We start from the raw sequence: 20,736 nt of genomic DNA on the forward strand, positions 1-20,736 counted from the left end.
CGTTACCGGTCGAGGTGCGCCTTCAACGCGTCGAGCGGGCCGTCCCAGTCGCGCGCCAGCGCGGCCAGAAACTGTTGCGCCACTCGCATCGGGGCGGAGTTGAGCCGGTACCGCACGCGGCGCCGCTCCCCCGGTTCGGCGGTCACCAGCCCCGCCTCGGCCAGCAGGGCCAGGTGTTTGGCGATCGCCTGTCGCGTGATCGGCAGGCGATGGGCCAGGTCCGTGGCCGTGGCGGGACCGCCGGACGCGAGCGCGGCCAGGACGCCACGGCGGCTCGGGTCGGCCAGGGCGATGAAGACCTGTTCGGCGATCGCCTCGATGTCAGGCGGCATCGAGGTAGCCGACCAGCTGGCCCAGCTTCTCGGCCCAGCCCTGGGTGTTGCCGTCGTAGGCCTTGCGGAAGGCGTCTTCGGACAACTGGGCGAAACCGGTCTCCACCACGGTCAGCCGCGTGCCCGCGCCGACGGGTTCGAGCGTGAACTCGACGTAGGTGCGACGCGGGTCGTCCTCCGGCAGACCGAAGATGTTCCAGGTGAAGCCGAAGACCTTCGGCTCCTCGACCCGTTCGACGCGCATGTCGGCCCGGTCGCCGCTGGTCCAGGACATGTGCGCCGACCCGCCGGGACGCAGGTCGATCGTCGCCTGGTCACCGAACCAGGTGCCCAACCCCTCAGCCGTGGTGAGCGCGGCCCACACCTCGGCGGGCGGGTGGGCGATCTCGACGACGCGTTCGATGCGATCGGGGAATCCCATGACGACCTCCACTGAGTAGCAACTCGTTGGTTGCGACAGTATGGCAACCAGTCGGTTGCGTCAAGGCGGGGTCGCGGCTTCCGGCATCTGCCGGGGAAAGCGCTGCCGAAGGGGTGAACCCGCCGCCGCGCCGCGGTGCGCCGGATGGTGCCGCCCCTGGCGGAAGACCAGGGTTGTTGGTGATCCACTCACGACGCGGACTCAGGGAGGACGGGACACGTGACGACCACGGGACCGGACACGATCAACGCCAGGTACGCGCGGACATTCGACGCCCTCGACGCCAACAAGGACGGCCACCTGGAGTGGCCGGACTACCAGACCCTGATCGACCGGTACCTCGCCGCGTACGGGCTCGACAAGAACGACCGCCGGTCCAGGGCGTTGCACGCCTGCTACCAGATGCAGTGGATGGAACTGCTGCGGCACGCGGGCGTGAAGGGCGACCGGCTGACCAAGGACGAGTTCGTCGCCGCCACCCGCCAGGCCAGTCTCGACACCAGCCGCCTCAACGTGGTCGAGGGCGGAAGCCACGCCATCTTCGACGTCGTCGACGCCGACGAGGACAACGAGATCACCGGCGACGAGTTCGCCCGCCTGCTGGCGGACGTCTGGAAGGTCACCAGCCTCGAAGCGATGGAGACCTTCGACCAGCTGGACAGCGACGGGGACGGCTGCATCTCCCGCCAGGAGTTCATCCGCGCGGTGCGCGAGTACTACTACGCCGACGACCCGGACGCCCCGGGCGCGGTGTTCTTCGGCGGAGCCTGACGGTTTCCTGCCGTCGGTGGGCCCTCCGGCGCCACCGGAGGGCCCAGCTCCACGCGTTCACCGCAGTGCCGTCGGCTCCAGGATCTGCTCGCGCAGGATGTCCGCGTGGCCGCAGTGCTGGGCCAGCTCCCGGAGCACGTGCGTGTAGACCCACCGCAGCGGGAGCGGCCCGCGCCGGTTGCCCGGCAGCACGTCGTCGAGCCCGAGGTGGGCAGTGGCCTGGCGCGATGCCTCGCACGCCGCGCGATGGGCCGCGCGCACCGTCTCGATCGTGTCCTCGTCGGTCAGCACGAACGAGTCGTCGGGTGTCGCGGGGATGCCGATCTCGGCACGGGACCGACCCGTCACCGCCTCGTCGAACCAGACCCTCTCGACGAACGTGGCGTGCTTGACGAGCCCGAGCAGGGTCGTGCGCGAGGCGACGAGCGACCGGCGGGCCTGCTCCTCGGTCAGCTCGTCGAGGCAGTCGTGCAGGAGTGCGCGGTGCTGGTCGATGAAGGTCTCGAACTGGGTCTTCATCGGGCTGTCCGCGACTGACTCGACTGTTGGCGGACCGGTTCGGCTCACGGAGGGAGTATCCCCGTTCGTCATCGGTTGATCAACGAACTGAAGCCGCCGCGGACGTCGTCGTCGGACGCGGTGACGTAGACCTTCGACGGCGGGCCGATGTCGATCAGGCCGCTGGGGCGGGAGTAGGTGAGAACCTTGGGGCAGCTCGCGCCGTCGATCTCCACCTTGGTGTCGGCCACGACGTTCCCGGTCCGCAGCTCGTAGACCTTCACGGGAATCGCGATCTTGTGGAAGGTCACGTTCGTGGGGAACTGACGGGAGAGCTTGTTCTGGTACGGGCACGTCCGGACGGGGGTGCCGAACTCCTTCGCGCCCACGCAGACCACCAGCACCGCGTCGGCGGCGTCCGTGGCCCGCCACTCGGCGGGGAGCTTGCTCGTGTACTCCTCGTTGCCGTAGATCAGTGCGCGGTTGGTTCCCGCGCCCTGGGCAGCGGCACCGCTGTACCGCGCAGGTCTGGAGCAGTACGCCGGCTCCGTGCTGGTCGAGCCCCGAAGCAGGCCGCGCACAGTGGCCAGCTCGATCGCCAGCGTGGCCTGCTTGACCCCCTCCTGGGCCTTGGCGGTCAGCTCGTGGCCCGGGAACTGGTCCGGCACCCGCTGATACAGCGCCCGTGCCTTCTGCCAGTCCTTGGCGCCCATGAAGGTGTCAGCGCATCCGACCAACGCCGCGGGCGCGGTCCGCGCGATGACAGCGACGGAGCGGTCCAGGGCGTTGTTGCTCGCCTGCCGCTGGCGGAGCCAATCGGTGACCTCGACGGTGTGGCAGGGGTTCTTGGCGGGCAGGCCGCCGAGGAAGCCGTCCAGGACCACCTCGACCATCCGCTCATGGCCGGGTAGCTGCGCGAGGACCGCGGCGAGACCGGCGAAGCCCGCCTTCAGCGCTTCGATGTCACCGGTCACCGCGGCGGAGAGCTTGTCCTTGGCCATCCGCAACCGCTGGCAGGCCTCGATCGTGGTTCCGCCGCGAGCGGTCATCGGGGCGTCTGCCACGCGGTGGCCGAGCCACAGCCCGTCCAGGGCTGTCACCGCCCGCGCGCAGTCGCCGCTCTGGCGGGCTTCGGTCACGGTCCGCTCGATCCTGGCGGCGTCGAAGCGCAGGAGCGCCACGGCCAGCAGCACCGCGACCGTGATGCCGAGCGCGATCAGGCGCTGCCTGCGCACCACGACCCGCTGCCCGCGCCCACCGGCCACTGACCACCCGTGCGCGATGAGAGCCGCCCACCACACGAGCAGCAGAACCTCCACCCACACCGACCGGACGGAGACGAGCAGAACGACGAGCGCGATGGTGACCAGGCCGGTGACGACGAAGAGCTTGCGCCGACCCATCATCACGTAGCCGACGCCGAGCAGAGAGGCGTTGCCGAGGGCGACGGCCAACGAATCGTGCGACCGCGCCACGGGCGCGGGTTCCAGGACAGCCTGCGTCGGATGATCCATCGTGGTTCCTTTGTCGCGGAGCGGGCGGAGGCCGTCACCGAGTGTCGCGCCCCGCAGCGGGAGGGGTCCCGGAAACGATCACGCTCCTGGCACGGCACGGCTCCCTTGCCGTAACGGCACCCCATCCCGGCCGCCTCCCGCCAGAGGCGGCCGCTGCGCACTCACAACGAGGACCCCCGCGATGGACAACCACGGGCACACCACACCGACACGGCCATCCCACCCACCACCCACCCCCCTCATCCCCCACCCCACTCATCCACCCGCCCCCTCATCCCCCGACCCCCTCATCCACCGACCCCTTCATCCCCCACCCCCTCATCCCCCGGAGCCCACCACCCACCCCCCTCCTTTCGCGTTTTGCCACCTAAGCGCGAGATAGAGCGCTCTCATTTCGCGTTTAGGTGGCAAAACGCGAAAAGCCCGACCACGCCAGCCCACGTGCGTCGCAGCACGACGGCTGGGTGCGTGACGCGGCGATCAGGCGGGACACCTTGATCGGACTGGCGTTGGCGCTGACGGCACTGGTTGTGGTCACCTCGATCGCGTGGGTGCGGTCGCGACCTACCTCGGCACCCGCGCCGCGATTGTCGCCGCGAAGAAGCGGCGCGGTTAAGGGCGAGCGTGGCGAGGGCTCAACGCCTATCGTCAACCCGCCTGCCCCGCGCCCCGTGAGGACGTCTCCGTGACCGACTGGATTTCCACCCCGATCGATGCTCGCGTCCTGCGTGGCGCTCTCGACCTGGAACGCACCGAGCACGGCGTGCTGCCGCACCGGTTGCCCGCCTGGGTCCGCGAGCAGTACCTCACCGACCACTTGGCCATGGTCGAGGCTCAACCGTCCGGTGTCCGCCTTGCCTTCCGCACCGACGCCACCGCGGTCGAACTCGACGCGCTGCGCACGAAGAACGCCTACCACGGCGTGCCGCCCCTGCCGGACGGCGTGTACGACCTGCTCGTCGACGGCCGCCTGACCGGGCAGGCCAGTGTGTCCGGGGGCAACGTCCGCACCGTCGACATGGCCACCCAGAGCACCGTCACCACTCCCGGCCCGGCGGGCACCGTCCGGTTCACCGACCTGCCCACAGGCGTGAAGGACATCGAGATCTGGCTGCCGCACGCGGAAACCACCGAACTCATCGCCCTGCGCACCAACGCACCGGTCGACGCCGCGCCAGGCATCGGACGCCGGGTGTGGTTGCACCACGGCAGCTCGATCAGCCACGGCTCCAACGCCACCAGCCCGACCTCGATCTGGCCGGCGGTGGCCTCAGCCCTGGGCGGCGTGGAGCTGGTCAACCTGGGATTCGGCGGCAACGCGCTGCTCGACCCGTTCACCGCGCGGACGATGCGGGACACGCCAGCGGACCTGATCAGCCTCAAGGTCGGCATCAACCTGGTCAACGCCGACCTGATGCGGCTGCGCGCCTTCACTCCCGCCGTCCACGGCTTCCTCGACACGATCCGCGAAGGGCACCCCGACACGCCACTGCTGGTCGTCTCCCCCATCTTCTGCCCCATCCACGAGGACACCCCTGGCCCCTGCGCGCCGGACTTCAGCGGCTCCACGCTGCGCTTCCGCGCTCTGGGCGACCCGGCGGACCGCGCCAGCGGACGCCTGACGCTCACCGTGATCCGCGACGAACTCGCCCGGGTCACGGAGCAGCGAGCCGCCGATGACCCGAACCTGCACTACCTCGACGGCCGAGAGCTCTACGGCGAACCGGAGTTCGAGAGGATGCCGCTGCCCGACGCCCTTCACCCGGACACAGCAGCACACCGCCACATCGGCGAGCGGTTCGCCGAACTGGTCTTCGGTAACGGTGGAGCCTTCGCGGCGAAAGAGGCGTGATCGGCGTCACGGGCCGGGTGAGCGAGTCACTGGTGTGGAGACACGACGGTGATCACCTCGTCCAGTCCCGTCGGCTCGCACGCATGCAGCAGGTCTGCCAAGGCTCCCGCGGGGTCGTGCAGGACTCGGGCACCGTCGGTCACGACTCGGCGCGTGCCAGGGCCAACGGGGTCAGTGCGGGCCCAGTCGGGACGGCCGACGCCGATCTCGACTTCGAGTCCGGTGGACATGACGAACCGCTGTTCGGTGATGGCGCCCCAGGACGAGTGCGTCGGCCCAGCCGATGCCGGCGTATCAGCTGGTGTCCTCGGCGAGCAGGACGAGGTCGACGTCGGAGCCGGGTCGCTGGTCGTCACGGGCGCAGGAGCCGACCAGCAGCAGGCCGGTGATGTCCTCGCGCTCGGCGGCCCACCGCGTGACGCGGCGGATGACGGCGTCGATCTCGGTCGCTCGCTCGGACGAGACCTCGGCCGGGTCGGGTGCGGTCATCCTGGCTCCTCGGTCTCGGCGAGAAATTTCTGCGGGGACGGTGTCGAATCAGCGTGTTGCCGTTCGACGCGTAGGTGAGGGCTGGTCATCGCGTCCGGGACCACCGGACCCCAGCCTGGGACAACGAGGAGCAGCGATGCGGTTTCTGATGATGCACCGGCTCGACGAGAGCGCCCCGGAGGCGTGGAACCCCAGCCAGGAGTTCATCGAGCAGATGGGCGCGTTCATCCAGGACTGGACCGAGAGGGGCATCCTGATCACCGCCGAGGGCGTCCACCCGTCCGCGAAGGGCGCGCTGGTCCGCAAGCCCCGGGGCGCGGCGACCACCGCGACCGACGGGCCGTTCACCGAGACCAAGGAGGTCATCGGCGGCTTCGCGTTGGTCAACGCCAAGGACCGGGCGGAGGCCGTCGAGCTGGCCCGGCAGTACGCCGACCTGTTCGAGGAGATCGAGGTCGAGGTGCGCCAGGTCGTGGAGTTCGAGGACCTTCCGACGCAGGACTGAGCCGATGGCGGTCCTGGCCGCTCCGCCCAGCGAGCGGACCGGCCAGGACCGGCTCCATCCGCTTGATCAGGTCGGCACCGGGCAGGAAAGCCGATGGCGACCGCCGCGTGGTCCGGGGCATCCCGGCGTCCGACGTTCACGTCGTCGGTCTCATGGCGGCCGACGCCCTTTCGCGGACGAGGGCCTGTTCTCACCGGCCCCCGTCGCCAGCGCCCCCGCCCCTGAACCAACCGCGCCCCTACAAGGCACCCCGATCCCCCAAGCCGACTCAGCCGGGTCTCGCGTTTTGTCACCTTGATGCGAGATGGAGCGCTCCCATTTCGCAATAAGGTGACAAAACGCGAAACGGCAGTCCGGCGAGCCGTGATGCTCCGGGCTCGCGTTCGCGCTCGACAGTGATCCGCCCCGCGTCCGGCAAAGACCTCGGAATCCCGATCATCTGAGCACCTTGTGCAGTGGGCGGAGCTTTACCGTGGCCCGGTGACGACTCAGGTGATCGTGCTCAACGGTGGCTCCAGCTCGGGCAAGTCCGGGATCGCCAGGTGCCTCCAGGTGGTCCTGCCGGACGCGTGGCTCGCCATCGGCGTGGACACGATGATCGAGGCGATGCCCGCCGCGATGCGGACAACGGATGCGGGGATCGAGTTCGCCCCGGACGGCGGCGTGCAGGTCGGGCCCGGGTTCCGGAGGCTTGAGGCGGCGTGGATGGAGGGGGTCGCCGCGATGGTCCGCGCCGGTGCTCGGGTGATCGTCGATGACGTCTTCCTCGGTGGCGCGGCGTCGCAGCAGCGGTGGCAGAAGGCTCTGGCCGGACTGGACGTGCTGTGGGTCGGCGTCCGGTGTGCGAGCGCGGTCGCGGCGGACCGTGAGCTCGCCCGTGGGGATCGGATCCAGGGAATGGCCGCGTCACAGGCCGATGTGGTCCACCATGGCGTGCTCTACGACCTGGTTGTGGACACCACGCGTGCCAACTCCCTGTCGTGCGCAAGGGATATCGCTTCCAGGGTCGAGTGATCGACTACTGCGGTCCTCGCACAACGCCGGCGAGAACCGTGGTCACCATCCTGCGCACGGCGGCAGCCTCCGGAGGCGTGCCTGTCCGGTCGGCGAACAGCATGTGCCCGGCGCCGATCAGCGTGGGCGCGAGCGTGTCCACGTCGGCGTCCGTGGCGATGCGGCCCAGGTCGCGCTCGGCGGTGAGGTAGGAGGCGATCATGGTTGCCGCCTCCGTCAGGACCGGGACGCCCGCCGGCCATGTCCGGCGCAACCGCGCGCGCAGCTCGTCCCGGAAGGCGAGGAGGGCGACGACCGCCACCGCGACCGACCCGAACACGGCCGTCAGCGCGTCGGCGAGGTTGTCGGCGACGGTGCCGGTTCCCGCGGACTCGCGCAAGGCGGCGGCCTGGGAGTCCATCCGGTTGACGCGGTCGAGCACGAAGTCGGCGAGGAAGGCGTCGAAGTCGGCGAAGTGCCGGTGCAGAACACCCTTGGCGCAGCCCGCCTCGTCGGTGACCGCCCGGCTGGTCAACGCGCTCGGACCGCCCCGGAGCAGGACGCGGTCGGCTGCGTCGAACAACTGCTCGCGCACGTCGCGGATGTGCACCCCTGTCGGCACGGCCTCGCCTTCCTCGATAAATGGGCGAGCGCCCACTAGAGTGGGCACATGCCCACTCTACCGCAGGAACCACCACGTCCCTCCGAGCGCGAACCGCACCAGCTCCGACGAACGGCGGAGTCGTTCGGCGTGGACGCCGAGCGCTACGACCGCGCCCGGCCCCGCTACCCCGACGCCATGGTGGAGCGGATCGTCGCCGCGAGCCCAGGGTCCGACGTCGTCGATGTCGGCTGCGGCACCGGCATCGCAACTCGTCAGTTCCAGGCGGCCGGGTGCACGGTGCTGGGCGTCGAGCCCGATGCGCGGATGGCCGACTTCGCTCGGCGCGGCGGGATCGAGGTCGAGGTGTCGACGTTCGAGGCCTGGGACCCCGCTGACAGGACATTCGACACCGTCGTCGCGGGGCAGGCCTGGCACTGGGTGGACCCGGTCGCGGGCGCGACCAAGGCGCTACAGGTGCTTCGACCCGGTGGCCGACTCGCGGTGTTCTGGCACGTGTTCCAGCTTCCACCCGAGGTGGCCGACGCCTTCGCCGCCGTCTACCAGCGGGTGGTGCCCGACTCGCCGTTCGCCTTCCAGGCGATGCCGAAGCAGGCCCTGGACGGGTACCAGGTGTTGTTCACCAAGGCCGCCGACGGGATCCGCGCCGCGGGCGAGTTCAGCGACCCGGAGCAGTGGCGGTTCGACTGGGAGCAGTCCCACACCCGCGAGACGTGGCTGGACCAGCTGCCCACTTCCGGCGCCCTCACCCAGCTCCCACCGGACAAGCTGGCGACGGTCCTGGAGGAAGTCGGGGCCGCCATCGACGCGATGGGAGGTGGTTTCACGATGCCCTACAGCACGGTCGCCGTCACCGCCGCGCGAACGAGGGCCGCCTGACTCGTCCAGGATCACGAGCCCGGAAGCACCACGAGGTCCTTCGGCCCGCGCGGGTCGATCTCGTAGTGGTCGCCGTACTGGCTGCTGAACCCGACCACCCGCACCCTCTGCCCCACCGCGAAGCGGCCAACGGCGATCCCGGTCTGCGTGTTGACGAACACGACCACCTCGCCCGAACCGTCATCGACGTGAACCTTGTGCCCGTATGGCAAGTCGTCCTCCACCGGCCGGGTAACCCTGGCCAGCAAGCGCACCAGGCGCCCTTCGCTGGGCTCGCCGATGTCGCCCGTGCGCACCGGTTCCGGCCGCACCGGCACGTCCCAGCGACCCAGCACCACACCTGCGGTGGCAGGAACGATCGTGCGCAGCCCTGAGCTGTCGGTCAGCACTCCGGTCACCCGCACCTTGCGACCAGGCCGCACCCCGAGGTCGTCCGTGGTCTTGATGTAGATGCCCGCAGTGCGGTCCTGGATCGCGAAACCCTTGTCGGAGAAGCTCGACTCGAACACTCCGCTGGGCGTGGTGGCCGTGCCCTCCACCACCACTGTGGTGCCCAGCGGCAGTGCCCTGGCCGTCGCGATTGCGCGCTCGGCCGTGACAGCACTGGCAGGGGTGGTGAGCGACGTGGTCACCAGGGCGGCCACGGCCAGGATGACGGACAGGCGGGACAAGGCGACCAACTCCTCGGGCCAGTGGATCTTGGGGGGGGGACCATCATGACGCGAACGCCAGCGCAGCCGAACCGGGCCCACAGTGCGCTTATACTGCGGCTCTTGACTTTCCGGGGGCCGCAGTGACTGTTCACCAAGACGAGCTGTTCCGGGTCGTGGACTCGCTCGTCGACACCAAGCGCACGGAAGGCGCGCAGTACAGCACCTTCAGCGTGCGTGGCAAGCGCTTCGGCTACTTCTGGCCCCGGACGCAGACCGTCGGCCTGAAGCAGACCTTGTCCGAGCAACAGGCCCTGGTCGCCGAGCGCCCTGACGTCTTCGAGGAGCAGTTCACCGCGGGCGGGTTCGGCTGGGTAGTCGTCTACCTTGCAGGAATCGAGCTGGACGAGCTGTCCGAGCTGGTCTTCGAGGCATGGCGCCTGTCCGCTCCCGAGGACCTCGTCACGGCGGCACCGGACTGGGCGAGGGCCAACCCGCACACGTGACCGACCGACGTGCTGCTCGACCGCGATCGGTGAGAGCGGGCAGGCGGATCAGCACCACGCGGAGTCCAGCCCGACCAGCAGGTCCTGGGCTTCGGCGCGGCACAGCTCGGTCCAGCGCGCCAGCGCCCGCGCGGCCTTGACCCGAATGTGCCTCGGCGCCGCCTTGTCGTGCGCCACTTCCCTCGCGACCCCAGCCGCGGCTTCCCGGTAGTCGCGGCAGAGTTTGCTCATGGAGCTGGCGGCGCGCAGACGGACTCCTGGACCGAGCGTGCGGTCCCACGCCATCTCGCGCAACGCGCGCGCACCACCGGTCGCGTCGAACTGACCAATGGCTTCGAGAACCTGTATACGTGCCAACGGTTTTCCAGTGGTACTGAGTGGTCGCAGGAACCGTAGGACCTCTCCACGGAGATCTGGCCGGGCATCACCCAACGCACGCGCCGCGTCGACACGACCGATGACCGGCAGCGTGTCGTCGGCGGCGATCGCCTGCAACGAACTCACTCCGATCTCACGTCCCCGTACGCCGAACCTCGTCAGGTCATTGGCGGCGCGCCACCGCAGCGCAGGACGACAGGTGGTGTCCGAGGCAATGGCGTGGAGAGTTCGCGCACCGGCCACGCGGTCTTCCACGGCGTGGTCGCGGAGCTGGTTCGCGGCCGCCCGCCGCGTCGCCGGCGGGGTCCGCTCGTCGTCCCGGATCTCTCGCAACCGCTTGAGCCCGTCCAACCAGCGCAACGCGTAGAGGATCCTCACCCTGTCGTCGTCCGCCAGCCGCTCGTCCCCCACCAGCTCGCGCAGGAAGTCTGCTTGCTCCGCACCAGGGTTCGGATTCATGCTCCAGATCCGTCCGGATGCCTCGCACCGCTGTCGCCACGAGCGGGACGTGTCCGCGACGAGGCGCTCATCCTCCGCCAGCAGCCTGCGACGCCACCTCTGGTCGAGCTTGGCCAACTCCGCACGCGCGTCAGCGGCGCACGCCCCCGTGGACAGCTGCTCCAGCAGGTTCACGGCTTCTGGGACGTGGTGCGGTGAGAGTCCGCCGAGCGCCGCCGCTGCTTGTATCCGTTGGGCGGGCAAGGACTCGACGGCGGTGAGGACGTCCCTGAGCGCGGCTTCGGCCTCCGTGGCGAGCGCACGGCTTTCCCACGTGTCCAATCCGGACACTCGCTCCCCCGGCGATCCGCTCCGGTCAGTCAACAGCGACCGTTCCACCTCCAACCGTGCGCTCCCGAACATCTCGTTGGCCAGTCGGCTGCGCATCGTGGCGTCGGCGGCGGGGTCGCGGGCCACTGCCAGCCCCAACCGGTTCACTTCGAGCGCCCGGTACGGGCCGGTCATCGCGAACCAGACCACGCTCACCGCGCGTTCGTTGATCGTGAACTCCGGGCTCGTGGCGAACCGCTGAAGGGCGGCGCGCGCCGCGTCACCGAAGGACTGGTCGAGTCGCACGAGCTGGAGGGCCGCCTCGCAGCGGTGGGCGATCGGTTCCCGCTCGTCGTCCAGCACGGCACGGTGGTAGTCGATGGCGTCACCGAGCGTGGCGGGATCGAGTCGGGCGAGGCGCATCATCGGATCAGTTCGCCATTGGAACTCCAGGAACTCGTCGTCGGCCTGCGCCCGCAGCTCGTCGAGTGCCTCGTCGCGCCGGCCGGGACCCAGGTCCGCGAGGACCCCGGCGGCGACCTCGCGCCTGCGGCGGGTGGCGTCGACGTCCGACACCAGGTCACGCAGCTTCGGAGCCACGTCCGTGCCCAAAGCGGCGAGCTTGCGCACGTGCCGTTCCCACCGGAGCACGGACTCGTCGTCCCGGTCTTCCAGCACGACGGCGGCGACCTCCCCGAGCGCGTCCGGCACCGCACGTACCAGGGCGATCCCCGCGTCTCCGCGCACCTGTGCCTCGACCAGATCGTCGGCGACGACGTCCCGCAGGGCAGCGATGATCTCGGGATCGGCGCGATGACTGAGGTGCTCCAACACCTCCGCCACCGTGGCGACGGTCGCAGCATCCGTTTCGGGACAGCGCGCCAACTCGCGAAAGGCCTCGGCAAGCTCGGCACGGGGCTCGGAGCCCAGTTCAGCGAAAGTCCTGGCGATCCAGGACAGCTGGGTGACGGGCACGAGGCGAGCACGAAGCAGACCGATCACACCGCTCAGTGCCGTGCGGTGGAATCGTGGGCCGAGGTTCACCAGGCTGCAGGCGGCGGCCACCTGCACCGCGACGCTACGCGCGGGGTCGTGGACGGCCGCGGTGAGCACCTCAGCCGCAGCGCTGTGGTCATCGACATCCCCGGCCATGAGGAAGGCGTAGTCACGGTGTGCTTCCCAGTTCGCCGCCTCATCCGGCCCCATGAGCGCGGACAAGGCTGACGAAGCCTGGGCGCTGAACTTGGTGCCGAGGGATCGCAGCGTGCGCCACGCCAGGCGGCGGGCATCGGGGTCGGCCTGACCTGTGGCGATCCCCAGCGCATGCCTGGCCACCTCGCCGTGGAACTCCGGCCCCAGCTCTTTCAGCTCGGCGCCCACGTGGCACCGCAGTGCTGGATCCGCAACCGGGTCCGAGAGCACTGCGCGCATCGACGCCAGGGCCGGAGTTCGGTGTGGCTCGCCCGCGATGACCAGCTGCGCCAACGCCGCTGCTCGGTTGCCCGCGCTCATCATCGGATGGGTCGTGACGCGGCGGAGATGTCCGACGGCTTCGTCCTGGTGGTCGGGCGCCACATTGGCCAGCGTCCGCGCCGCCCACAGCTGGTCGTGCGCACCGGTTTCGAGGTTTGCGAGCACCGCACGAAGCAGCGCCAACGCATGGTCGTCGAACCCGAGCTGGGCGAGTGACGACGCGACTCGCCACAGGTCGCCGGGCTCTCTGCCGAACTCCTCGGAGAGGGCCACCAGCTGCTCGCCCGCCGTCACCCGGTGCTGAGGCCCCAGTTCGGCGAGCGCTTCGACAGCGCTGATCCGATCCGAACAGTCCAGCCGCCTGTCGTTGGCCAGCGCGGTCAAGTTGGCTACGGCCTCGGTCAACTCGTGGGGCCCCAGTGACGCCAACCCCATCGCGGCATTGCGCATAGCGATGTCGAACACCGTGCGGTTGCCGAGGATCACGCGGAAGACCTCGGCGCAGCGCTCGTGAAACTCGACGCCGATCTCGACCAGACCTGTCGCGGCTTCGACCCGTTCGTAGTCCGGTGTCCAGGGGTCGTCCAGCATCGACATCAGGGCCTCGACGGCGAACGCGCGGGCCGCGCCGTCGAACCCGGCGAGCACCACAGCCGCCGTGCGGCATTCCAGCCCGGTGGCTGACGGGTCGGCGAGGACCAGTCGCAAACCGTGCTCCGAGGCCTCGCGCTCAGAGCTCCCGCACTCGCACAACGCCTCGGCTGCCGTCAGCCGGTGTTCGACCGGCACCGTCATGTCGTCAACAACCGCCCGCAACTGCGCTGTCGCATCAGGGGACTCGGCTCCGCGAAGCCTGGTCGCCAGCGCGGTGGCCGCCTCGATCCGGGTGTCCCAGGGTGCGTCCTCGTCGCGCATGAGGCCGACCAGCCACGTCGCCATACCGGGGTGGTGCGCGGCGCGGTCGGCCTGCGCCAGGATCTCGCCCCCGGGGTACTGGGTGGTCATCGCCCAGGCCCGCACGGTGTCCAGGAACGCGTCGACGACATCGGGCCCCGCGGGCACGTGCAAGGCGAGCAGGCGGGCGGCGAGCAGGTGCTGGTCAGCTCCGCCGGAGTGCAGCCAGCCGATGAGGTGATCCGCTTCCGTGGGGTGCAGGCGGGTGTGGTGCAGGAGCACCGCTCGGGCGTGTCGTCCGCGTTCGCTGGGGCGCGCGGCGTGCAGGAGGCGGGCGAACTCGGGGTGGTCCGGCTCGAAGCTTCCCGGTAGGAGGCGCGCTCTTTCGGTGGCGGCAAGGTGTTCGGCGAAGCTGTGGTGCAGAAAGCGCAGGTCGTCGCCTCGACGGCTCAGTGGGCCGACCGTGGCGAGGTAGGTGATCAGGTCGTCCTGCCAGTCCCCCGCCAGGTCGGGGAGGTGCTGGGCGGTCCAGTCGAGTGCGGCCGCCACCAGGGACGTGTCGTCTTCCAGCCGGATGCGGCCCAGGTGCTCCAACAGGGCGTCGCAGACCTGGTCGAAGGCGACGGACGCGGTGGGGCGCCCCGACCGCAGGTACTTGAGGTAGGTCTCGTACAGCTCGTACTGGTTGTCCGGCAACGGTCGGTCACTGTGCTGTTCGAAGATGATCGCGGCGATCGTCGCCAGCAGCGGCACGCGCACCAGGTCGTCCAGGTACGCCGCGTGGATCTGCCGGACGAACCGGTGCGCCTGGTCGTCATCGTCGAACCAGTTGTGGGCGAAGTGCCACAACGCCTCTTCGCCGAAGGGTTGCAGCTCGTAGCGGGCCGCTCCGATCCGCTGCAACGGAGCCAGGGTGGCGCCTTCGAGCGGCCTGGTGGTGAGCACGACCCGGTACGGGGAACCCGCATCGGATGACCACGCCGCCAGCACGGTGACGAGCCGGTCCCGCTCCGCGCTGTCGGCGACCTCGTCGAGGCCGTCCACCAACAGCAGCCACCGACAGCCCGCGATCCGCTCGCTCAGCAACCGGGCGTCCAGGAAGGCTCCGAGCAACGCGCCGTACTCGATCCGGGTGCTCTCCGCCAGAGCCTCCGAGAACGGCAGCCCGAGCCGGCACGCCAGCTCGCGCGCCGTCACGCGGAGCGGCACGACGGGTTCGGCGATCGGAGCGCCCTCGGCGTCGGAGGACAGCCACCGCGCGGCGACGTCGGCGGCCAGCCGCAACGACAGTGTGGACTTGCCCTGCCCCGGCCCACCGGTGATCAGCAGGTGGTCATCGGTGTCCAGCGCCTCCCGCACCGTCCGGGAGGGCGGGCGGACGGCCACCCGGGTGACCGGCCGGTTCGGCGGGTCCGTCACCTGGCCCCGGCCGTCCAGGATCGGGGTCGGCTGGGGCTGCTCGGGCTGGTCCTCCTCAGAGCCGCTGCCCAGGTCCTGGCGCACGTAGACCGTCGCCAAGGACGGTCTGCGCGCCCCCGGCAGGCGGTACGGCAGCTCGTGAGCGGTCTGGATCTCGGCGCGCAGCAGGAAACGGACCGCGTCGGGCAGCTCCGGTCGGTCGTGCCACCCGGATGGCGGTGCACAGGGCACCGGACGCTCACCGTCACCACCGCTGGTAACGGTGATGTGCACGTCACCGTGGATGGAGTTGGCTTGGACAGCAGGGCCGTAGACCGTGCCATCGATCTGGTTGGCAGTGCCAGACCACCCGTCCTTGTCCACCCGACCCCCATTACGCCAGCGGAGAACGCATGCTCTCATGATCGGCCAACAGGGTACGGAGACCAGGAGGGCGCGTCTCAGCACATGCCCATGATCAAGTGAGGGTGGCTACTGCGTACGCGGCGGCCTCGGCGATGACGGCCTGGTTGTACTCGGCGTCCTTGGTGGACTTGCTCGACATGATCGCGACGACGAGCGGGGCGGAGTCCGGGGGCCACACGATGGCGATGTCGTTGAGCGTGCCGTAGTCACCGGTCCCGGTCTTGTCGGCCACGGTCCAACCCTGCGGCACGCCTGCCCGGATGCGTTGTGCGCCAGTGGTGTTGCGTTCCAGCAGGTCTCGGAGGAACGCGCGCTTGTCGGCCGGAAGGGCGTCCCCCAGCACCAGCTTCTGGTAGTCGGTGCCGAACGCCTTGGGCGAGGTGGTGTCGCGGGGGTCGCCCGGGGTCGCTTCCGTGATCAACGGCTCGATCCGGTCCATCCGCGTGACCGTGTCGCCAAGGCTCCGCGCGTACGCCGTGACCTGGTCCGGGCCACCTAGGTCGCGGAGCAGGAGGTTGGCGGCCGTGCCGTCGCTGTAGCGGATCGCGGCGTCGCACACCTGACGGATCGTCATCCCGGTGGCCACGTGCTGCCGGGTGATGACGGAGCTCTTCATGAGATCGTCTTTGGTGTACGTGACGACCTTGTCCAAGTGCGACAAGGGATTGCGCTGCAAGACCGCTGCGGCGGCGAGCCCTTTGAACGTCGAGCAGAACGCGAACCTCTCATCCGCCCGGTGGGCGATGGTGGCGCCGGTTCCGGTGGCGAGGGCGTACACCCCCAGGCGTGCGTCGAACTTCCGCTCCAGCTCAACCAAGCGATCGTGGCGATCCGTGGTCGTGGTGACGGCGGCAGAGGACGAGGGTGGCGAAGCGGGCGCCTCGCCCCTCCCACATCCGGCCAACGGCAGAAGTGCTGCCACCCCGAGGAAAGCGCGGCGAGAGACGACCGGTCGCGATGGCGTCAAGTTCTTCCCCCTGCTGCTTCAGCGACTCGAACGATGCGCATCGCAGCCATGAGATCATGTCCGAGGGCGGGGCTCAGCGGCGCAGCGTGGTCTCCCGCCCCATGTGCGAGAGCTTCTCGGGATTGCGCACGGCGTAGAGCCCGGTGATGAGGCCGTCGTCGATGCGCACAGCCACGACGGTGTCGAGCTCGCCGTTGAGCCGGACGACCAGCGCCGGGTGGCCGTTGACCTGTGCCGACCGCAGCGACACCGCGTCGGCGACCCTGCCCAGTCCGGCGGCCAGCAAGCGGGCCACCTTGTCGGCCCCCACGATGGGCCGCAGCACGGCCTGCTTGACCCCGCCACCGTCGCCCAGCAAGACGACATCCGGAGCGAGGATGTCGAGCAAGCCCTGCAGATCGCCCGTTTCGGTCGCCCGCTGGAACGCGTCGAGCACGTCTCGGGTCTCGGAAGGCGAAACGACCCCGCGCGGGCGGCGAGCGGCGACATGTGCCCGTGCCCGGTGGGCGATCTGGCGGACCGCCGCCGGGCTCTTGTCGACGGCTTCCGCGATCTCGTCGTAGCCGAGGTCGAACACCTCGCGCAGCACGAACACCGCCCGCTCGGTCGGCGTGAGCGTCTCCAGCACCAGCAACATCGCCATCGAGACGCTGTCGGCCAACTCGACGTCCTCGGCCACGTCGGGCGTGGTCAGCAGCGGCTCGGGCAGCCAGGAGCCGACGTAGGACTCCTTGCGCCGACCGAGCGCGCGCAGCCGGGTGAGCGCCTGACGGGTGGTAATCCGGACCAGGTAAGCGCGCTGGTTCTCCACGGTGTCGAGGTCGACGCCCGCCCACCGCAGCCAGGTCTCCTGGAGGACGTCCTCGGCATCGGCGGCCGAGCCGAGCATCTCGTAGGCGACGGTGAACAACAGGTTGCGGTGGGCGACGAACGCCTCAGTGGCGGCGTCCGCGTGGTCGTCCTCGTTCACCAGTGGCTCCTGTCTCTTCGCTCTCAACCGTGTCACCCACGAGCGCCCTTCACCCCCTCACCCCCTCATCCCCGTGCCCCCCGTGCGCGCGTGCCCCCGTGCGCGCGTCAACTGGCCGACGTGGTCGGGGTTTTCGCGTTTTGTCACCTTGATGCGAAATGAGAGCGCTCTTTTGCGCATCAAGGTGACAAAACGCGAAGTGAGGGGGCTTGCGGGTGAAGGCGCTAGGGGGTGGTGAGGTGGTGTTGCCGCGTGCAGGACACCCACTAGACGTCGGGTCCCACGGTTCTGTGACACCAGGACGGCCGCCTGCCCGTGACGCGCGTCACTTCGGCGAGCTGTCACACGGATCGGGTCGCGGGCATCTGGTGTTCGTCCAGTGCAGCAGCACGCAACACCACGAGTGAGGACGAGACCATGGCACCCCGCATCGACCTGTTCACCAACGAGATCGGCGCCAAGTTCGCCAAGCGGTTCGCCAACGCCGGCATGGTGATCGACCAGTCGTCGCTGCCGAAGTCCACCCAGGAGCTGGTGTCGTTGCGCGCCAGCCAGATCAACGGCTGCGGGTGGTGCATCGACATGCACACCAAGGAAGCCCTGGCCGCCGGTGAGAGCCCCGTCCGGCTCAACCTGGTCGCCGCCGGGCGCGAGGCCACCGTGTTCACCGAGGCCGAGCAGGCCGCGCTGGCGCTCGCCGAAGAGGGCACTCGGCTCGCCGACGCCCACCCCGGCGTGTCCGACGAGACGTGGGCCCAGGTGCGCGAGCACTACGACGACGACCAGATCGTCGCGCTGGTCTCCCTGGTCGCCCTGATCAACGCGGCCAACCGGCTCGCCGTGATCGTGCACCAGCAGGGGGGCTCCTACGAGCCCGGCATGTTCGCCGCCGCGCTCAGCTGATCGACGGCCGCGTCCCGGCTCGGGTTCACGCGATCCGGGCCGGGCCAGCGCCGCGTGATCACGCCGATCCGGACGGGTGTGCGCTGAACCTGGCGCGGTCGGCGGGCGGCACCCGTTGGCGCGCCCGGTCCAGCGGTTCGAAGTGGGCTTCGACGTGCCGGACGAGCTGGAGTGTCGCCGGGTGCGGGTGGTGCCGGTTCAGCAACAGCGACCAGGGGTAGGTCGGCGCGGGATCCACGATGGGGATCTGGACGATGTCGGCGCACCACGCCCCGACGAAGCTGAAGAAGTCCCGCGAGCGGCACAGCTCCTCTAGTCGAACGGTGCGGCGCCGCGCCAAGGGGTGCCGGCGGCCGACGATGAGGTGGAGTGGTTCGAGGTAGGCCGGGAGGTGATCGACCGACTCGTCCAGCTCGCCGACGACGCGGGCGAACACGGCGGTCGACCAGGGAGGAGTGGCCTCGCGAAGTCCTTGGGACGTCACGAGTTCCACCTCGAAGTCCGGGTTGCCGCGCTGCGCGCCGAGCTGAGGGCGATCCCGGGCATCACACTCCGGCAGTCATGACACGGCGATCCGCTGCCCTGACAATCCACTGTGGACAGTCAGGGCGGAGCGGATCGTGGCCGGGCCGCTCACGGGGCGGTGAGGGGCTCCAGGCGTGAGGTGAAGTGCCGGAGCATGCGGGGCTGCTCGACGATCCGCATGCCCGGAATGCCGTGGGCGCGCGCGGCGACGGCGGCCGCGGTCTCGACCACGTACTCAAGGTGGTTGCGGGTGTAGACCCGGCGCGGCAGCGCGAACCGCAGCAACTCGCGGGGCGCGGGCTGGTCGGGCCCACCCGCCGGATCGACACGGCCGAAGCACAGCGTGCCGAGGTCACTGGTGCGCACTCCCCCCTCCGCGTAGAGGGCGCACGCGAGCGCGTTCGCGGGCAGTTCTTGCAGGCTCAGATGGGGCAGCAGCTCGGCGGCGTCGACGTAGACCGCGTGGCAGCCTGTCGGGCGCAACACCGGAAGACCGGCCTTGGCCAGCTCGTCGCCGAACCACCGCGCGGACTCGGCCCGGTACCGGAGGTAGTCCAGGTCGGTGACCTCCAGCAGTCCCTGGGCGAGCGCGTCGAGGTCCCGTCCGGCCAGCCCGCCGTAGGTGCTGTAGCCCTCCGAGATGATCAGCTGCTCCCGGCACGTGGCCGCCAGCGCCGGATCGCGCAGCGCGATCATCCCGCCGATGTTGGCGATGCCGTCCTTCTTCAGGCTGGCGCAGCAGCCGTCGGCGATGGAGAACAACTCCCGAGCGACCTCACGCGGGCTGACACCGCTGTAGGCCGGGTCGCGCTCGACGATCAGGTAGGCGTTCTCGGCGAACCGCGCGGCATCCAGGAACAGCGGAATGTCGTGCGCGTCGCAGAGCTCCCGCACAGCACGCGCGTTGGCGATCGAGACGGGCTGCCCTCCCCCGGCGTTGTTGGTCACGGTCAGCACGACACAGCCGACTGCGGAACCGTCCGCCCCCTCCAACAGCTCGCGCAACGCGGCGACATCGAGGTCACCGCCGAACTCCGAGACCAAGTCGGGGAAGTCCACCGCGAGAGCGCCGAGCGCCTCGACATTGGCGCGCGTGGTGTCGAAATGGGTGTTGCTGACGCTGATCCGGCCCGGACCGAGCAAGCAGGAGAACAGGATGCGCTCGGCGGCCCGCCCCTGGTGCACCGGAATCACCTCCGGGTAGCCGGTCAGCTCGGTGACCACCCGCTCGAAGCGGCGGAACGACCGCGCCCCGGCATAGGACTCGTCACCGTTGAGCAGAGCCGACCACTGCGCCGCCGACATCGCCCCGGTCCCGGAGTCGGTGAGCAGGTCGACGGTGATCTGGTCGGCGTCGACCCGGAACAGGTTGTAGCCCGACGCGCGCAGGTTTTCCTCACGCTCGGCGCGCGTGAGGAACGGAATCGGCTCGACCGACTTGATCCGGAACGGCTCGATGAAGGTAGGCATACGCCTAGCGTTTGCCTCCCTCCGGCCCCTGGCAAGCTTGGTTCGGCAGCGCACGAAAGGCTTGATATACCGCCCACGACCAGGGAAAGAGCGGTGGCGTCACCGCTGCCGCGGTGTGAGCAGTCGGGCGACAACCCCAGCACCCGTCTCGCTGCCCTCCACCCGGAGGCATCCACCGTGCCGGATGACGATCTCGCGGCCGAGCCCCGAGCCACCCGCATCCCCCGCCCGCCCCGCCCACGGGCGTCGCCCGTCCCGCCCGCGTCCCGCGGGCTGGCGTGGCCCTCGCGGGCTGGCGTGGCCCTCGCGGGCTGGCGCGGCCCTCGCGGGCTGGCGTCGTCCGCGCGGGCTGGCGTGGTCCAGCGGGCTGGCGCGGTCCAGCGGGCTGGCGTGGTCCAGCGGGCTGGCGCGGTCCAGCGGGCTGGCGTCGTCCGCGCGGGCTGGCGTGGTCGGCTTCTCGCGTTTTGTCACCTTGATGCGCAAAAGAGCGCTCCCATTTCGCATCAAGGTGACAAAACGCGAAAACGAGGGT

General features: G+C 69.9%; 21 protein-coding genes. 7 read left to right on the top strand and 14 right to left on the bottom strand.

The features are described from left to right. Positions 1-2: 2 nt before the first annotated feature. On the bottom strand, positions 3-332 hold the full coding sequence (locus tag ACFFQA_RS27720) for an ArsR/SmtB family transcription factor (protein ID WP_377858438.1): 330 nt from the start codon (positions 330-332) through the stop codon (positions 3-5). Continuing rightward, entirely contained in the window at positions 322-753 is a 432-nt protein-coding gene (locus tag ACFFQA_RS27725; RefSeq protein ID WP_377858441.1) for an SRPBCC domain-containing protein, read from the bottom strand. Before ACFFQA_RS27725 ends, ACFFQA_RS27720 begins: the two co-directional genes overlap by 11 nt. A 219-nt stretch (positions 754-972) precedes the next feature. Here ACFFQA_RS27725 and ACFFQA_RS27730 point away from each other — a divergent pair, with 219 nt between their 5' ends. Beyond that, positions 973-1,524, top strand: a complete 552-nt coding sequence (locus tag ACFFQA_RS27730) for an EF-hand domain-containing protein (protein WP_377858443.1) — start codon at positions 973-975, stop codon at positions 1,522-1,524. A 57-nt stretch (positions 1,525-1,581) separates the two neighbouring features. On the opposite strand, the gene ACFFQA_RS27735 is transcribed toward ACFFQA_RS27730, so the two are convergent. Both ACFFQA_RS27735 and ACFFQA_RS27740 read right to left on the bottom strand, forming a co-directional pair. Then, positions 1,582-2,043: a DinB family protein gene (locus ACFFQA_RS27735; protein WP_377858445.1), complete on the bottom strand. Its 462-nt coding sequence runs from the start codon at positions 2,041-2,043 to the stop codon at positions 1,582-1,584. Positions 2,044-2,111: 68 nt separating this feature from the next. Beyond that, entirely contained in the window at positions 2,112-3,536 is a 1,425-nt protein-coding gene (locus ACFFQA_RS27740; protein ID WP_377858448.1) for a tetratricopeptide repeat protein, read from the bottom strand. Positions 3,537-4,221: 685 nt separating this feature from the next. Here ACFFQA_RS27740 and ACFFQA_RS27745 point away from each other — a divergent pair. Continuing rightward, positions 4,222-5,388 (top strand): SGNH/GDSL hydrolase family protein, encoded by a 1,167-nt coding sequence (locus tag ACFFQA_RS27745; protein WP_377858450.1) that lies wholly within the window; start codon positions 4,222-4,224, stop codon positions 5,386-5,388. Between the two features lie 26 nt (positions 5,389-5,414). Here the strand turns inward: ACFFQA_RS27745 and ACFFQA_RS27750 are convergent, their stop codons facing one another. Both ACFFQA_RS27750 and ACFFQA_RS27755 read right to left on the bottom strand, forming a co-directional pair. Further along, positions 5,415-5,618 carry a hypothetical protein gene (locus ACFFQA_RS27750; RefSeq protein WP_377858453.1) on the bottom strand — a complete coding sequence of 68 codons (204 nt, stop codon included), beginning with the start codon at positions 5,616-5,618 and terminating at the stop codon, positions 5,415-5,417. A 64-nt stretch (positions 5,619-5,682) separates the two neighbouring features. Then, positions 5,683-5,877 carry a nucleotidyltransferase domain-containing protein gene (locus tag ACFFQA_RS27755; protein ID WP_377858455.1) on the bottom strand — a complete coding sequence of 65 codons (195 nt, stop codon included), beginning with the start codon at positions 5,875-5,877 and terminating at the stop codon, positions 5,683-5,685. A 136-nt stretch (positions 5,878-6,013) separates the two neighbouring features. On the opposite strand from ACFFQA_RS27755, the gene ACFFQA_RS27760 reads away from it, so the two are divergent. Together ACFFQA_RS27760 and cpt are read left to right on the top strand one after the other, a co-directional pair. After that, positions 6,014-6,382, top strand: coding sequence for a YciI family protein (locus ACFFQA_RS27760; RefSeq protein WP_377858457.1), 369 nt, complete (start codon positions 6,014-6,016; stop codon positions 6,380-6,382). 480 nt (positions 6,383-6,862) lie between these two features. After that, entirely contained in the window at positions 6,863-7,396 is a 534-nt protein-coding gene (gene cpt, locus ACFFQA_RS27765; protein ID WP_377858459.1) for a chloramphenicol phosphotransferase CPT, read from the top strand. A gap of 4 nt (positions 7,397-7,400) precedes the next feature. Here cpt and ACFFQA_RS27770 read toward each other — a convergent pair whose 3' ends face one another. Continuing rightward, positions 7,401-7,997 carry a TetR family transcriptional regulator gene (locus tag ACFFQA_RS27770; protein ID WP_377858461.1) on the bottom strand — a complete coding sequence of 199 codons (597 nt, stop codon included), beginning with the start codon at positions 7,995-7,997 and terminating at the stop codon, positions 7,401-7,403. Between the two features lie 48 nt (positions 7,998-8,045). On the opposite strand from ACFFQA_RS27770, the gene ACFFQA_RS27775 reads away from it, so the two are divergent. Further along, complete coding sequence (locus tag ACFFQA_RS27775; RefSeq protein WP_377858464.1) at positions 8,046-8,876, top strand: class I SAM-dependent methyltransferase; 831 nt, start codon at positions 8,046-8,048, stop codon at positions 8,874-8,876. An 11-nt stretch (positions 8,877-8,887) separates the two neighbouring features. Here ACFFQA_RS27775 and ACFFQA_RS27780 read toward each other — a convergent pair whose 3' ends face one another. Further along, a complete protein-coding gene (locus ACFFQA_RS27780) occupies positions 8,888-9,547 on the bottom strand; it encodes a single stranded DNA-binding domain-containing protein (RefSeq protein WP_377858468.1) in 660 nt (219 codons plus the stop codon). 122 nt (positions 9,548-9,669) lie between these two features. Between ACFFQA_RS27780 and ACFFQA_RS27785 the strand changes: the two genes are divergently transcribed. Beyond that, positions 9,670-10,032, top strand: a complete 363-nt coding sequence (locus ACFFQA_RS27785; RefSeq protein WP_377858471.1) for an MmcQ/YjbR family DNA-binding protein — start codon at positions 9,670-9,672, stop codon at positions 10,030-10,032. 48 nt (positions 10,033-10,080) lie between these two features. Here ACFFQA_RS27785 and ACFFQA_RS27790 read toward each other — a convergent pair whose 3' ends face one another. From ACFFQA_RS27790 to ACFFQA_RS27800, 3 genes are all read right to left on the bottom strand, one after another. Next, positions 10,081-15,327, bottom strand: coding sequence for a hypothetical protein (locus ACFFQA_RS27790; RefSeq protein WP_377858474.1), 5,247 nt, complete (start codon positions 15,325-15,327; stop codon positions 10,081-10,083). A gap of 94 nt (positions 15,328-15,421) precedes the next feature. Next, entirely contained in the window at positions 15,422-16,336 is a 915-nt protein-coding gene (gene bla, locus ACFFQA_RS27795; RefSeq protein ID WP_377858477.1) for a class A beta-lactamase, read from the bottom strand. Positions 16,337-16,409: 73 nt separating this feature from the next. After that, a complete protein-coding gene (locus ACFFQA_RS27800; RefSeq protein WP_377858479.1) occupies positions 16,410-17,306 on the bottom strand; it encodes an RNA polymerase sigma-70 factor in 897 nt (298 codons plus the stop codon). Between the two features lie 417 nt (positions 17,307-17,723). On the opposite strand from ACFFQA_RS27800, the gene ACFFQA_RS27805 reads away from it, so the two are divergent. Beyond that, positions 17,724-18,209, top strand: coding sequence for a carboxymuconolactone decarboxylase family protein (locus ACFFQA_RS27805; RefSeq protein ID WP_377858482.1), 486 nt, complete (start codon positions 17,724-17,726; stop codon positions 18,207-18,209). A gap of 58 nt (positions 18,210-18,267) precedes the next feature. On the opposite strand, the gene ACFFQA_RS27810 is transcribed toward ACFFQA_RS27805, so the two are convergent. The 3 genes from ACFFQA_RS27810 to ACFFQA_RS27820 all read right to left on the bottom strand — a co-directional run bounded on the left by ACFFQA_RS27810 (position 18,268) and on the right by ACFFQA_RS27820 (position 20,687). After that, positions 18,268-18,693, bottom strand: coding sequence for a LysR family transcriptional regulator (locus ACFFQA_RS27810; protein ID WP_377858484.1), 426 nt, complete (start codon positions 18,691-18,693; stop codon positions 18,268-18,270). A gap of 149 nt (positions 18,694-18,842) precedes the next feature. Beyond that, the gene (locus tag ACFFQA_RS27815; RefSeq protein ID WP_377858487.1) at positions 18,843-20,204 is read right to left on the bottom strand and encodes a tryptophanase; all 1,362 of its coding nucleotides are present in this window, start codon (positions 20,202-20,204) and stop codon (positions 18,843-18,845) included. Between the two features lie 99 nt (positions 20,205-20,303). Beyond that, on the bottom strand, positions 20,304-20,687 hold the full coding sequence (locus ACFFQA_RS27820) for a hypothetical protein (RefSeq protein ID WP_377858490.1): 384 nt from the start codon (positions 20,685-20,687) through the stop codon (positions 20,304-20,306). Positions 20,688-20,736 lie beyond the last annotated feature (49 nt).

This window comes from Allokutzneria oryzae, from assembly GCF_042429765.1.
GTDB lineage: Bacteria > Actinomycetota > Actinomycetes > Mycobacteriales > Pseudonocardiaceae > Allokutzneria > Allokutzneria oryzae.

What these genes read in the sequence shown, in the direction of transcription:
- ACFFQA_RS27775 (WP_377858464.1), top strand. Translation starts at nt 8,046, where the DNA reads ATGCCCACTCTACCGCAGGAACCACCACGTCCCTCCGAGCGCGAACCG.
- ACFFQA_RS27725 (WP_377858441.1), bottom strand. Translation starts at nt 753, where the DNA reads ATGGGATTCCCCGATCGCATCGAACGCGTCGTCGAGATCGCCCACCCG.
- ACFFQA_RS27750 (WP_377858453.1), bottom strand. Translation starts at nt 5,618, where the DNA reads ATGTCCACCGGACTCGAAGTCGAGATCGGCGTCGGCCGTCCCGACTGG.
- ACFFQA_RS27735 (WP_377858445.1), bottom strand. Translation starts at nt 2,043, where the DNA reads ATGAAGACCCAGTTCGAGACCTTCATCGACCAGCACCGCGCACTCCTG.
- ACFFQA_RS27755 (WP_377858455.1), bottom strand. Translation starts at nt 5,877, where the DNA reads ATGACCGCACCCGACCCGGCCGAGGTCTCGTCCGAGCGAGCGACCGAG.
- ACFFQA_RS27760 (WP_377858457.1), top strand. Translation starts at nt 6,014, where the DNA reads ATGCGGTTTCTGATGATGCACCGGCTCGACGAGAGCGCCCCGGAGGCG.
- ACFFQA_RS27815 (WP_377858487.1), bottom strand. Translation starts at nt 20,204, where the DNA reads ATGCCTACCTTCATCGAGCCGTTCCGGATCAAGTCGGTCGAGCCGATT.
- ACFFQA_RS27740 (WP_377858448.1), bottom strand. Translation starts at nt 3,536, where the DNA reads ATGGATCATCCGACGCAGGCTGTCCTGGAACCCGCGCCCGTGGCGCGG.
- ACFFQA_RS27805 (WP_377858482.1), top strand. Translation starts at nt 17,724, where the DNA reads ATGGCACCCCGCATCGACCTGTTCACCAACGAGATCGGCGCCAAGTTC.
- ACFFQA_RS27720 (WP_377858438.1), bottom strand. Translation starts at nt 332, where the DNA reads ATGCCGCCTGACATCGAGGCGATCGCCGAACAGGTCTTCATCGCCCTG.